The organism is Paraburkholderia sp. BGA-UO-ETr-F21, from assembly GCF_059567925.1.
In genome coordinates, this window is record NZ_JCAQOY010000027.1 from 32176 (window position 1) to 45195 (window position 13020).

Genomic DNA, 13020 nt, shown 5'->3' on the forward strand with positions numbered 1-13020 from the left:
CTGTGGGGAGCGATCCCCACAGGGTTGAAAGATGAATTGACGCTCAAACGGCAAGCGCCTCTACGTCGATAACGGCGTCAGCTTCCGCAACCAGGTCCGGCGTTTGCGAGATGAAAAACTCCCGCTCATAGCCGCCCTGCCGCAATACCTCCCGCTTCATCCGCATGAACTGCAGCTTGCGCTGCGGATCCAGCGGACCATCGGACTCATCGCTAAACAGCGTCTGATACGGCTGACCCGCGTTACTGGCCAGATACAACGCAATGCCGCGCGTCAGACATTCGTTGATCCAGACCTTCTGGCCACCCGACATCACCGCTACTGCCTTGGTGCTGTCGATATCAGCGTCGTGCACGAGGATTTCAAACCCCTCACGCACCGCGCCATTTGCCAGCTCGCGCTGCGTTCGGATCTCAACCGTGAAGCGCATGCCATAGCACGCAAGCAGGAGGTCGTTCACCATTTTCGTCAGCGCCGGTCCGGCGTCGTCAATCGTCAGGGCGATAACCCCTTCGTTGCCGAGGCCTTTTGCGAGCAGCTTCCAGCGCGCGATTTCGTCGGAGATGCTTTGCACGCGCGACTGCGTCGCGTCGAAACCCGCGAGCTCGGCTGCGATCGACTGCCGTTCGACCTCACGGGTGGCCTGGGAGCGGATCAGCGATTCAATCCGCGCCTCGGCCGATGCGATGGCTTCGCGGCACTGCGTCAACTGCCGGTCGATATCGGCGATAGCACCGGTCACGTCGTCGACGCCGAGGCGGGCGACTTCCGCGTCCAGTTCCCTCGCTTCGGCTGTCAATTGCGTTTGCTGCGCCTCCCGGCGAGCAGACAACGTCGCTTCCTCAGTCTCAAGCGCGGCGAGTTCTGCTTTGGCCTTGCCCAGTCCTTCAGTCGCGGCATCAAGCAGAGGCTTGCGTGCGGCAAGATCGACGGCCTTCTGCAGGTCGCGGCGCGCGGCTGCAATCTGGTCGTTGGCAGACTTAAGATCTGCGCGCTTGACGACCAGCTGCTGCACCTCCGGCGTGAGCCGCTCGACAGCTTCGCGTTTCGCCCGGAATTCGGCACGTAGGGTGTTGAGCGATATACGTTGCTCCTGCACCTTCGTGTCGGCTTGACGCGCCTGAGCGAGCAACGGGCAGGTGTTGTGCATTTCGTGGCCGGCGCAGGGCACGGTTCCGATCACACTCGCCTGCTGCTCCAGAGATTTGAGAAGCGTTGCCCTTGAAGATCCCTCCGACTCAAGCCCTTTCAACCGGGATGAGGTGGACGTCAATTCGAGCTGCTTTGCTTCCAGAAGCTCAATGGCTGACTGTATCGGCGCAACACGGGCTTCTTCCCCACCGATACGGGCCTGAGCGACGTCGCGAGCCGCGGCCGCACCCAGAATCGCCTCTCGCTGTGCAATCACGGCAGTGTGTTCCGCAATCGCTGAGTTCAACGACGCGCGCCGCTGGTTAAAGCGCCGGGCATCAGTTGTGGCGTCAGTCACAAGCGCTTGCAGTCCCGCAGCGATTTGACTGCGTCGCGTGGCCAGTTCCCGTAACCGGGCCTGCGCACTCGCGTTAGCAGTCTGCTTAGCCACGAGAGCCGCGCGCTGGTCAATCAGTGAGGCCGACCGCGTGTTCAGGGCTTCCCGACTCTCCCGAGTCGAGGTGATGAACTGAGCATCGGACACGATGGCCTGGTCGACCACTACGACACGATCACGCTTCGCGCCCAGCGTTACGAGCTGCTGTTGCGTGGCGTCGAGAGTACGACCGAGCACCCTGGCGACTTCGGCCGCCCGCGCAGACAGCGCGCGAAGGTCATCGATATGCAACAACTCCGCGAGCAGAGCCTTGATCTCGCTTGCTCCGTAGGAAGCGAGCGGGCGCCGGTTCTGCGCAGAAAACACGCTGGTAAAAAATGATTCCAGCGAGCCGCATACCGAATTGACACACAGATCGTAGGTCTCGGCTTTTCCGTCGGAAACGGTGCCGTCGCCGGTCTGCATGGGTTGCCATCTACCATCGCCATCACGCCAGGCCAGAAAATACTCGGCCTTGCCCGTCTTGCCCGGTTTCCGGAACGCGAACGACGAACGGTATCGAACCCCGCCGTGCTCCCATTCGAACTCCTTGAGTGCCTGCGCCCCGTAGACGTGATCCCAATAAGAGAATCCATCGACAGACAGCTTGGTCGCGTGAGAGGGCATGATCCGGTACGGATGCAGGTTGTCCATAATCGTGGATTTCCCCGCGCCGTTCGGGCCTGTGAGCGTGATCAGACCAGTCGGCAGCGCTTCAAGATCGAGCGTGAGGCTCTCCCGCTTCATCCCGTCCCGAACACCGATAAACCCGGTGAGCGTCAGCGTCAGTGGGCGCATGGCTGCACCTCTGATGCGTCGAAGAAATAGTCGGAGGGCAGCCACGGCGCATCGTCGTCGTTGGAAAACATCTGGCCAACGATCGAATCCGGCATCGCGGAGCGTTGCGTGGCTTCTGCGTTCCGGGCGGCAGCCGCAGCCGCCGCTTCTGCGGCTTCGGCTGCCCGCTTTTCAAGCGTGCCATCAACCGCATCGCTTACGCTCTGACAGACGGCAGCGAATTCCGCGCTGGTGCGCTGGATCAGCTGATTCCAGTTATCAAGGCCAGTCAGCGCGAGCAGCTCGCGCGGCCCCCACTGATTAGCGTAGCCCGTTTCGAACGACCAGAGCAGGTTTTGCATCTGGACGTCCGGTACGACAGCCAGTTCGGCATGAGCCACGTTGACGGCCGCCGCGAGAATCAGGAATCGCCCAGATTGGGCAATGACTGCACCGCGATGTTCGCCAAACGGCGTGTGATAAATCCCCGCGTTGAATCCGGCATGACCTGTAAGGATCTTGCCGATATCACGCGGTGCGCGGGTTGCGCTGAAATGACGGACCCATTGGGCGCCAGCAGGATAAAGACCAAACATGACGACACTCCACAGAAGATGGGCGGAGTGCATCCCTGGAAGGGATGAATCCCCGCCAGGGTTGATAGAAAAAATGGATGCAGCGGACTGCTATCGATGCGTCGATGACGCGGGTAAAACCTTGTTCCGATAGCGCACACGCGCGCGCTATCGGAACAACGCTGTGTTCCGCGCGGGAGTGCCGTGAAGGCCACTCCCGCTATGGCGGCTAGGCCGCAAACAGATCATCGTTGAGCCAGTCGAGCGTTGCCGGTGCCGACGTGTTGGATGGCTGGCTTGCAACGTCGCCCGCGCCTTCGCCTGCCGCTGTCGTTGCTGCCTGATGAGGCAATACAACAGCGAGCGTGGGCGAATGCGCATGCGCACTGAGACGTTCCAGTACACCGGCCGCGATTGCTTCCGCATCGACCACAGCGAGCAGCTGCAATCGCTCCTGAAGCGCGCCAGCCTCGACGTTCGCAAGATCGCACCAACGCGCGAGCTTGCCCTCCACAGTCGTTTCCAGGCTGATGCCCTGAGCGCGGCTGCGCACGACAGGCAATATCCGGGCTTCGACCTTCAGATCGGCTGCGCCCGCGAACATCGCCTTGATAGCCTCGCGATCGACAGCCTGACGGTGCTCCTCGTCTATTTGCCAGCGCACCCGCACGAACTTGTCGCCGGCGGCCGCCGCGATCTCTGCGAGCCGCTCCATGTCGGGCGGTCCGTCGAAATCGATGCAGACCATCTGGCGCGAAGGCGTTTGCACGAGCTTAGCCGTCGCGCTTCCGGGTTCCACATCCCATGTGAGGTAGCCTTTGTCGCCCTCCTCGCCATAGTGGAACCGGCCGATGGAGCCGGGATACGCGACCAGCCTGCCGTCCCGTTCCCATTGCTGTTCCTTATGGATATGGCCGAGCATGAAGGCATCACATTCCGCCTCGAAAAGTGCCGTCAGCGAAAACTCATGGTCGAACCCCGCCATCACCACACCGTGCTCGGTCGTGCATCCGTTGACCGTGCCATGCGACACGCCCACTGTCCGGATACCCGACGCGCGAAGTTGCCTGTTCACCCGGCCTGCCGCCGCCAGAAATGCGGCAAGCACATCGCCCAGTCCCGTACCCGCCTCAAGCGCGCCAACGCTTGCAGCAAGCTGGCCTTTGTTGACCGTGGGAAGGCAGGTGAAGACAACTTCGGGATGCACGCCGGTGAACCGAAGAAGCTCCTCATCCGAAAACACCGGACCTTGCGATGCCCAGAAGCGGCCATCGATCAACGCAACCTGCGAAACACGATCGGCAACGAAGATCTGATGCGTGCCGCCCATCAGCGCAAAGTTGTCAAGCGTCCCGGGAGGTTCGTGAGAAAACGTGCCCTGAAGCATGAGAACTGGCATCGCGTTGGACAGCCGGTGAATCTGCATAGCCAGTGCATTTAGCGATGGCGCATGGGCATCCAGACGATGATCCGTCGAGTCGCCCGAGACCACGCCAACTGCAGCTCCGCGCGCGATCGCATCGCTGACAGCGAAACCAAAGCAGCGGTCGGATTCAACGAGATTGTCCGGCGCGTAATGCAGGTCAGAAAAATGTGCGAGTTGCAATTTCGCCTCCAGAATGAAAAATGGCCGCCCGAAGGGCAGCCAGAATGTGATGCGCCCGGATGGACGCGCTTACAGTGAATGTTGAACTTCGATGCGCAGGCTGCGCGGCAATGGGAACCACTGCGACCTGTCACTCAAGCCGCCAACCCGGAAGGGCCGTCTATGGCGACAGGTGAGGTTTCAGTTCAATGCTTTGCCCGATGCTGCGAACTGCGCGGTAGCTCCCTTCCAGTCGAGCGAGTTAATCGCGGAGTCCAATGCCTCGTAGAACAGTTGATTCGCGACTGTCTGGCTAGGGGTCTGTTTCGTGTTGATCCGGGTGGCGACACCGCTCTTCGATGCGATGACCCGGTCTGGATTCACCACGGAGACGTGCGCCCATGCGACATTGACACCATCCAGCACGGTTGCCGCACCCTCGACATAGAGTCGCAAATGATGACCATTCAACATGGCGCACTGCGCGTCGCTGATCGGATAGCCACCGTTCTGGATGACGATCTGACGCAGATCATCGGTCGTGCTCTCCGGCACAGAACAGGAGAAAGCGGGCGCCGAGGACAGTCCAGCAATGGTGGCCAGGAGCAGGAGTTTCGCGAGCTTGTTCATGGTTCCTCTTGGTTGAAATCGCCGTGATGGCGTGGATGGCCGCTCGTGCGGCATTGTTCGATGCGCGAGATGCGCTGTCGAAACGATTTGAGTAAGCGCCGGCTTGCTGAAATGGTCTCGTGCAGGAAGAAAGGAGGCCAGCCCCGAAGGGGCTGGCCTGGGTTAGAAGAGGTCAGCGAGAGACGTTCGCGGCTTGGCCGCCTCGATCTCCCGGTCAAGCGCTGCTGTATCGGTCAACGCCCTGGCCAGCCGATCGTTCATGCTGTCGACATCGGCTTCGCGTTCTGCCCAGCCCCGCCCGTAGGTGGTGTGCGCATAGACGCGGAACGCCTGCTTGCGGTCGTCTGCACTCAGACCCAACCGTTGCAGCAGGTCGGACATCCGATCGCGTTTGTCGGACAGTGACTCAGGCGCTTCCGCGCTGCTTCCCGCTGCATTCGACAGGACATGTTGCAGGAGTGGACCCGGCCCCGATTGCGCGGACGATGACGTGTTTTGCGGCTCCGCCGGATCTGTCGCAAGTTCAACCGGATCGACACCATCAGGACCAGATTGCTTGCCCGACTGCGAGACAACGACGATCGACTGATCGACATTGCCAAGCGGAACGACGTTACCGCCCGTTTCAATCAAAGCCACAGCCTGATTGGCGGCGTCAAGGGCCGGCACCGGATCATCGGCCGCATCGAGCAACGCGCCGATGTCGATGTCAGCATCAAGCACCGTCAACGGTTGCGTCGTTCGGACCGCCTCGCCGTTTTCGTTGATACGGGTGATATCGAACTCCCGCTTTGTGATCCAGAATCGCGTCCCCGTGAGCTTTCCACGTGCGAGCAATACGGTTTGCATCGCGGAGTAGGCTTTCTGAAGCACGTAGATCGAGTTGGTCGGCAGTTCGATGAGACCCAGACCTTTGATGTCCGGCACGGCGAAAATGAAACTCGCCGACAGGTTGCATTGACGCGCCTGGTACTGCGGGCACTGTTCGGGATCGCAGATGCCATCGGTAATCGCGTCATCCTGGCGACGGATGACCGTGCGGCCGCCAAAATGCCGGACAGCACGTTGCGCGCGCTGGTCGCGTACGACCTTCGCATACGTCATGCAGTAGCGGATGCCATCACGTTCGTACTGCGACCAGAACTTGCGACCATTCGTACCGTAGACGGTCATCTGGTTCGGCAGGTTCTGCATCCAGTCATTGAACGCAAACAGCACGGGAAATCGATATAGCTTTACGCCGTCGCCACGATCCTCACCGTAGAGCTTCAGGATCTCGTCGGCGACGTCCGGATTGGTGAAGTCCGTGCGTCGACACGTGAAATACGGCGTGTTTCTCGGCGCGAGCGCGTTTTTAAGGTTGCACTTCGATTCGAGCGCACTTGAAATCGTGTCGAACGAATCGCCTGCCGCAACCATCGCGTTGTACAGCTCGACAGCACGCGGATTTGCACGGCCTTTCGATGTAAGCACCTTGATGCCCGGACGGATATGCCCGATCACCGGCGGACGCAATGCCCGCTCTTCAACGACGCTGCGAACAGGGCCGTTAACCAGATTGACGACAGCGTTCATGAGAGTTTTCTCGCTAGAAAGAAAATGGCCGTGGTTCGCAACTCGCTGGCTGACTGCTCCAGTTCGTGTGCTGCCGCTTCTCCTCGGCGCTCGGCTACATGGGAAAGAAAAATGCGTCGGTCCGGATCGCTGTATTTCGCGAACTGGGCGACTTCGCACCGCGCCCGCCATGCTGGCGATGCGGTATCTACGGTAGGACGCTCCTCGGCGATGGTGCGGCTGATCGCTTCGGAAATGCGTGCATCAAGACGGTCTGGAAGCAATGAAGACCTCCTTTGGAACAGAACTACAGGACGAAAAAAAACGCGTCCCTCAAGGTGAGGAGCGCGTTTCGGGATTCGATGGAAATGACCCGGGCGCCACGACCCTTCCGGGGTCGTGGCGCTCAGGGAGCCCTAAGGCTCATATACGAGGACGTAAGTCGCCCTCGCGCAGCATGGTCACGCTGCGTAACAGCCCATTTTCGGAAGATATTCATTCCGCCGCAGGATCACGGTTCAGTCGACTACGATCGTTCTACCCAGACGGGTCTGGAGAGAGACACCCGGTGTCCGGGTCCGAACGATGTCGCGGCGCAAATGAATGCGGCCGGCGACGAGTTTTATGACTGAATGGATGGGGAGCGCGGGCTAGGCGCTCATCAGAAGAAAATTCCACACCAGTAGCCAACTGGTCGGAGCATGCCTCGGGGTACAGATTCGGGCACGGCTTGTACAGAAGATGGACTCCGGGCTGGCCGGGTCAGATCGATGCGTCAGCGACGCAGAAAGTAGAGTCAGTATTACGCAAAAATGATGAAGCGCGCACCAGAAAGATAACGAAAACAGCGCAGCTTTTGCCCGTAAATCGTCTGACGTGCGCGAGCAAAATGGCCGGTGAGAGAGACCACCCGAAATAACCACATGGCCGCCGTTCTTGAACAGACACCGGAGCCGGACCCGCGTCCAGCGCCGCGGGTCGCCCCGCTACCAGATCAGTCCACTGCCGCTTCTGAGGGTAGTGGACTGAAGCCCATCGACCGCCTCACGAGCGATTCACGCCTTGCGCGGATCAATCCGGAATCGGACGCGAAGACTGTCCTTCGCTATTCATCGCAATTCGCACGGAACTACATCCGCTCCGATTACAACTTCTGCGCAGCGAAGATCGCAGTTGCGCGTGGCGGCAAGGTGCGTGCGCTCGAATCGTCGTTACGCGAAACTTCCGAGTGGCTGCGCAAGACCGAGAAATGGCTGCTGCGTCATCAGGTTCGTCCGATCGAACTGCCACACGACCTGATCGAACTGACAATCACCCGTCCCCTGGCGGGATTGCTCGTGCGTTGCCTCACGCAATACGACCGCGTCTATGCGCGTGCAACCGAACGAGTGCTGACCGGCAAGATAACCGGCGACGACCGCGCCGGCATTCTCAATAACGCTGAGCGCCGTCTGAAGCAGATCGTACAGATCTGCATGCCGGACAACGATCAGTACGAATTCGACGGCGAGCGGCGCGAGCAGTAACGCTCCGCCATTCTCAGCAGACCACGACAGTTTTCCCCATGCGACTTGACATTGCCGCATGGTGGTTATGCTCGAAGTGTCAAAGGAGAGACTATGGACCTCAGGGATATTCAGGCACTGCATGCGCAGTACACCGCGCAACCAGTCATCATCGATATAGCGAGTCACGCAGCGGCCATGCCCGCCCTTCCAGCACCGGAACGGGGCCAAACTGTCGGCACGCGCGCCATGGAACTCGTTGCGGGCCTGCGCAAAGCCGGAAAGCCGGCGCTTGTCGCGCTCGCCATCGCGGCGGTGGCCGCAACGGGCGGTATGAGCATCGCGCGGATCTGGCGTGCAATGCACGAAACGGCGGCGACGCCACCTGTCGTCGCCGCGTCCAGCGCGCCGAATAGAGTTCACCTTGCAGCGAGCGAGCCAACAGGCGATATGCCGATCAACGTCACACCGCCGCACCCTCTCACGTCGAGTGACTTCGACTCGAGCAGGCCAGCCACACAGTCGGCACTCTCGAACGTCGACACCCGTGCGCTGTCCGGTGCGACCACTACGTCGCCGGCGGACCACGCTGCTCCGGTCGCTCGCGCCGTTGAACAAAGTGTCGCCGCTGCGTCTCCAATCCGCGCCCAGCGCCCGACGGTACCCACTACAGCGCCAGTGGCTACGCCTTCATCATCACCTTCCCTGCCATCCCAGTCCTCTCCTACGGCAACCGCCGCGGTCGCTCAGGTTGCGCCGCCCGTAGCGCCACAAACCAGGACTCCGGTCGCGGCGCCGGCAGCGGCACCGGAGGCAGAAAAGTCCAGTACCCGTCCCGCGTTGCGCCCTTTGCATCACATCACGCGTCACCCTGCGGCGACGGCTGGCAATGAAAACTCGCCCGAACCCGCGGCTCCCGCACAACCCAAAGCACAGCCCGGCAAATCCGGCGACGTGCAACTTTTTTGACGAGGCTAACCGATGAAGCCCCAACCGCTTAACGTCACCCTCCTCTCGCCGGGCCTCTCGATTCACGGCAATGTCATTCTCGATCACGGTATCAGCTGTTTCGGCATCGTCGACGGTACCGTCGTTTCAAATGCCGGTCTCCTGCACATCGGACAGGGCGGCATGGTGAAAGGCCAGGTGGAGGGCGAGCACGTTCGTGTCGATGGCACCGTTGAAGGCGATGTCCACGCTCGCGGTGTGCTGGAAATCAACGGCCGCGTCAAAGGCAATGTCTACTACTACGGCACGATCCGCCTTGGCCCGCGTGCTTCGCTCGAAGGTCAGATCAAGCGCAAGAGCGATCTGACCATCGAGAACGCGGGCGGCAATGTGCAGCAGTTGTCCCGCGCCGCAGCGAGCGCCGCAGCTATCTGACATCCGCCGCTCACCAAAAGACTCTCTTCAACACGCACCCTGGAGTTCCACATATGCATCGTTCCATTAGATCCTTGAGTACCATTCTCGTTGCAGGTTCGCTGATTGCAAGCGCACACGCCGAAACCCAACCGATTCGCCAGCAACTCGACGTGGCGTTATACAAGGACGGCCATCAGATCACTTTTGGCACCTCAATCATCGCCGACGAATTTTCGGGCAAGAAGCCTTTTGCGTTTTCGTCTGGTACAAACATCGGCTACGGTGCATGCACGAAGGTGGCCGGCGGAATCAGCTTGAAGAGCGAGAATGTATTCGTCGGGCGAGCAGTGTTTATTGAGCCGGTTGAGGTTACCCTGAGCAAAGCGAAACTCTCTGTCAGCGTTCAGGACGATGAATTTGCAGGCAGGCGTGAAGTTGGCCCGGCCGACTGCCGGTCCGAGAGTATCGACACAAAGGGTCTGAGGGTTGAAAAGATTAACGTGGATATTACAGACGGACAGCCGGTCGACGTGCCACTCGGAGACGCTCATTATCGTCTCACGCTGAAATTGCATGGTTTTGATCTGTGAGTCAGGTTCGCATGATCCTCGGTTTGATAGACGCGATCGGGCGCATGCGCAAGGTGCGAAAGATCATTGGTTTCAACGGGGGCGGGGTGTACAAGCGCATCGACGAAAACCGGGAATTACTGGAGCTTTTGACGGAAAAGGCCCCCGATCTGCTCGCGAGCCATCCATGGGTGGTGTCCTGGCTTGATTCGCAGGATCAGTTCCTTTGCGAGCTTGCGTCCGTGGTTCCTGTCACCGAGGGGGTTTTCATCCCTGGCAGCCCGCATACGCCGCCGGTGTTTCCGCGGCCATGGCCAGCTCAGAATAGCACTGTATAGTGGCTGGGCAGCAAACGAAAAAAGGGGCGCGTCTGTGAACTGCGCCCCTTTTCCTTTTCTGATCTCACCCTCGCGTCACGGCCACATTTCGGCATCGGACCGGAAAAAGAGCGCCTGATATCCTGGTAGATACACAGTCTGATCGTTACGGTCGACCTTCAGACCACGAGCTTCTAGCCACAGCGCCAACCATTCGATTACCCGATCCAGCGCATGTTCATTGGCCTGAGCCGCAAGCCGCACGGCGTGATGGAGGCTGAGCGTCGCGTACGCTACCGAATCGCCAAATTTCAGAAACGGCGAGGCAAGGTGATGTCGTTTCCACGTCAGCGCGAAGAGTTCCGCCATTTCAGTCGCCTTGATGAGCGGAGCAATCTCCTGTTCATGCACCGAGGCTGACGCCCGACGTAGCGGCGGCTTGTTGCTGTCAATCCTGACACCGAACCCGTCAAGGACCGCGCGATTTGCTCCGTGCCACGAATCCAGCATATTGTGCCCGATCCAGACTCGCGAGCGTAGTGCCTCGTTGAGCCATGCCCTGCACTCGTCGTTGCCCGACAGATAGAAGCCGGCGACCGCTAGCGGCGCCCAGTCATCCCGGCCGATCGCGTAGTGATAGCCTTCGCCGTCAGCGTGCCACGCACACAACGCGTCGCCATCGGCGCGCGCGCGGTCAAATCCGTCGGCATGGAGTTGGTGCGGAGGCGGTCCCGAGGGTTGGGCTCCATCCTCGGGAATCAGGCGCATTGACGATGCTGGCACGTAGCCGAGTCTGCGTAAAAATCTTTCGAGCATGGGCGTTTCTGACTCGTTTTCATGGGTGTTGGCGGCCCCGCGTATGCCCGCGCCGACATTGGTTATGGGACTGCCGACTCAAGGACGAACCGCGAGACGGGATTCTTCTTGATCGTTGCGATGGTGAGGCCGTCGCGCGCACGGGTCATCGCGACATAGAAGAGCCTGCGCTCCTCAGACTCGGTACTCTTCTCGTCCGGCACCACACCCTCTTCCGCGCGCGAAATCCACACGTGGTCCCACTCAAGCCCCTTTGAACTGTGCATCGTCGTCAGCACCAGCGCACCTTCAGCAGGCTTGTTGTTATCGCGTTTCAGGTATTCGATCCGGTCTGCAAATGTCCCGATCAATCGCGACAGGACGTCGTAAGTGGCCTGAATCGCACGGGTCGCCTGTTCGTTTTTTGAGTACGTCATCATCAGCTCAAGCACGCCATCAAGCACGAGTGAGTAGAAACGTCGCTCGCACATCTCCTGCCATTCCAACAGGCGTTTCATGAAACTGCGGTATACCGTCGCGGTATCCTCAGGCAGCCCGATCGCGACGAGATCCTTTTTCAGACGCTGAACGAGCACTGGCCCCATGTCGCGGTGCAGGACGCCCAGCAGTGGCGAACTCATACCCATGTAGCCGAGGACCGCGTCCAGCCCGTTCTGTTTGCGCCCTTCTGCTACCTGCAACAGATTGCACATCAGCGCGCCTTGGGGCCTGTTGATGACCGAACTGCCCGAGGCGCGGAAATACGGCACGCCGTGCGAGCGGCACACAGGCTCGATAGGGTCGAGAATCCGGTTCGTGCGCGCGAGAATTGCACAGGATTTGCCCGCCGTCAGGAGCGGATGCAATGTCTCGACAGCGGCTACGGCGTCCGCATACTCATCGTCGGAGCGCTTTGTGGCGATGGTGCCACCTGCCCCCCTTTCCGCCTGCAGGATTTTCGGAATGCGCTCGGCATTGTTCCGGATCACCCTGTCGGCCGCCGCGAGAATCTCGCCGTAGGAGCGATAGTTCATGCCCAGCACCACACGTTGCGCGTTGAATGTTTCGGCAAAACTCTCCATGCCCCTGAACCCTAGCGCGGCACGAAAACCGTAGATGCTCTGGTCGTCATCGCCAACGATGGTGACCTGCGCACCCGCTTTCGCATGCAGCTCGACCCATCGATACTGCAACGGGTCCGTATCCTGAAATTCATCAACGAGCAGATCGGTGAACCGGTATGGCTCGATATCGCCCCTCTCCATGCCAGCGACGGAGAGACGCAGCATGTCCTGAAAATCGATCTTGCCGTTGCGCTCAAGCGCTTCCTGATAGGCCGCGTAGATCTGTGCGTCAGGTGTCCCCGCCTCGACCCGGCCAAAATTGGTCTTGATGCGCTCGATCACGGGTACAACCTCTTCCGGCTTCCAGTTCAGCCCGAGTTCGGCGATCACCCGCGCAAGCAGCACCATGCGATCGCCGTCTGACGCGATGTCCCGCTTGCCGAGCTGCTTGAAGGCAAGCGAGTGGAACGTCCCCCCGATGAGGCGCTTTTTTGCGCCGTCCCCGGCTATTGCAAGGATGCGGTCGCGCAGTTCCACCGCCGCATCCTTGCTGAACGTTACGGCGCCGACAATCGCCGCGGGATTCGACAGGAGCAACGCGGCCTTCGCCGCGATGGTTTTGGTCTTGCCAGCGCCGGGGCATGCGATCGCGACGCAGTGCAGCCGCTGTTCTGCTACCTCTCGCTGCTGCGGATTGAGGCCCTCAAGCATGGTGGC

General features: G+C 60.2%; 12 protein-coding genes. 4 read left to right on the forward strand and 8 right to left on the reverse strand.

What is annotated here, in order from left to right:
* Positions 1–43: 43 nt before the first annotated feature.
* The 6 genes from AC57B1_RS15830 to AC57B1_RS15855 form a co-directional block, all read right to left on the reverse strand.
* Entirely contained in the window at positions 44–2365 is a 2322-nt protein-coding gene (locus tag AC57B1_RS15830; protein ID WP_183802353.1) for an SMC family ATPase, read from the reverse strand.
* Positions 2353–2940, reverse strand: a complete 588-nt coding sequence (locus AC57B1_RS15835; protein WP_183802356.1) for a hypothetical protein — start codon at positions 2938–2940, stop codon at positions 2353–2355. The genes AC57B1_RS15830 and AC57B1_RS15835 overlap by 13 nt, the downstream gene beginning before the upstream one ends.
* 208 nt (positions 2941–3148) lie before the next feature.
* Positions 3149–4525, reverse strand: a complete 1377-nt coding sequence (locus AC57B1_RS15840) for a metallophosphoesterase family protein (RefSeq protein ID WP_183802359.1) — start codon at positions 4523–4525, stop codon at positions 3149–3151.
* Positions 4526–4705: 180 nt separating this feature from the next.
* Positions 4706–5134, reverse strand: coding sequence for a hypothetical protein (locus AC57B1_RS15845; RefSeq protein WP_183802362.1), 429 nt, complete (start codon positions 5132–5134; stop codon positions 4706–4708).
* A 162-nt stretch (positions 5135–5296) separates the two neighbouring features.
* The gene (locus AC57B1_RS15850; protein WP_183802365.1) at positions 5297–6709 is read right to left on the reverse strand and encodes a recombination directionality factor; all 1413 of its coding nucleotides are present in this window, start codon (positions 6707–6709) and stop codon (positions 5297–5299) included.
* Entirely contained in the window at positions 6706–6972 is a 267-nt protein-coding gene (locus tag AC57B1_RS15855) for a DUF7696 family protein (RefSeq protein ID WP_183802367.1), read from the reverse strand. Before AC57B1_RS15855 ends, AC57B1_RS15850 begins: the two co-directional genes overlap by 4 nt.
* A gap of 639 nt (positions 6973–7611) precedes the next feature.
* Here AC57B1_RS15855 and AC57B1_RS15860 point away from each other — a divergent pair.
* From AC57B1_RS15860 to AC57B1_RS15875, 4 genes are all read left to right on the forward strand, one after another.
* Positions 7612–8214: a DUF1845 domain-containing protein gene (locus tag AC57B1_RS15860; RefSeq protein ID WP_183802370.1), complete on the forward strand. Its 603-nt coding sequence runs from the start codon at positions 7612–7614 to the stop codon at positions 8212–8214.
* Between the two features lie 960 nt (positions 8215–9174).
* A complete protein-coding gene (locus AC57B1_RS15865) occupies positions 9175–9576 on the forward strand; it encodes a bactofilin family protein (protein ID WP_183802376.1) in 402 nt (133 codons plus the stop codon).
* Between the two features lie 53 nt (positions 9577–9629).
* On the forward strand, positions 9630–10148 hold the full coding sequence (locus AC57B1_RS15870) for a hypothetical protein (protein WP_183802379.1): 519 nt from the start codon (positions 9630–9632) through the stop codon (positions 10146–10148).
* Between the two features lie 11 nt (positions 10149–10159).
* A complete protein-coding gene (locus AC57B1_RS15875; protein WP_183802381.1) occupies positions 10160–10465 on the forward strand; it encodes a hypothetical protein in 306 nt (101 codons plus the stop codon).
* A 75-nt stretch (positions 10466–10540) separates the two neighbouring features.
* Here AC57B1_RS15875 and AC57B1_RS15880 read toward each other — a convergent pair whose 3' ends face one another.
* Positions 10541–11212, reverse strand: coding sequence for a hypothetical protein (locus AC57B1_RS15880; protein WP_496417965.1), 672 nt, complete (start codon positions 11210–11212; stop codon positions 10541–10543).
* Positions 11213–11322: 110 nt separating this feature from the next.
* Positions 11323–13014, reverse strand: coding sequence for an ATP-dependent helicase (locus AC57B1_RS15885; protein ID WP_496417966.1), 1692 nt, complete (start codon positions 13012–13014; stop codon positions 11323–11325).
* Between the last annotated feature and the right edge of the window lie 6 nt (positions 13015–13020).

Bases quoted from the DNA above. Each gene is read 5' to 3' on its own strand.
- AC57B1_RS15845 (WP_183802362.1), bottom strand. From the start codon at position 5,134: ATGAACAAGCTCGCGAAACTCCTGCTCCTGGCCACCATTGCTGGACTG.
- AC57B1_RS15850 (WP_183802365.1), bottom strand. From the start codon at position 6,709: ATGAACGCTGTCGTCAATCTGGTTAACGGCCCTGTTCGCAGCGTCGTT.
- AC57B1_RS15880 (WP_496417965.1), bottom strand. From the start codon at position 11,212: ATGCGCCTGATTCCCGAGGATGGAGCCCAACCCTCGGGACCGCCTCCG.
- AC57B1_RS15830 (WP_183802353.1), bottom strand. From the start codon at position 2,365: ATGCGCCCACTGACGCTGACGCTCACCGGGTTTATCGGTGTTCGGGAC.
- AC57B1_RS15835 (WP_183802356.1), bottom strand. From the start codon at position 2,940: ATGTTTGGTCTTTATCCTGCTGGCGCCCAATGGGTCCGTCATTTCAGC.
- AC57B1_RS15870 (WP_183802379.1), top strand. From the start codon at position 9,630: ATGCATCGTTCCATTAGATCCTTGAGTACCATTCTCGTTGCAGGTTCG.
- AC57B1_RS15860 (WP_183802370.1), top strand. From the start codon at position 7,612: ATGGCCGCCGTTCTTGAACAGACACCGGAGCCGGACCCGCGTCCAGCG.
- AC57B1_RS15875 (WP_183802381.1), top strand. From the start codon at position 10,160: ATGATCCTCGGTTTGATAGACGCGATCGGGCGCATGCGCAAGGTGCGA.
- AC57B1_RS15865 (WP_183802376.1), top strand. From the start codon at position 9,175: ATGAAGCCCCAACCGCTTAACGTCACCCTCCTCTCGCCGGGCCTCTCG.
- AC57B1_RS15885 (WP_496417966.1), bottom strand. From the start codon at position 13,014: ATGCTTGAGGGCCTCAATCCGCAGCAGCGAGAGGTAGCAGAACAGCGG.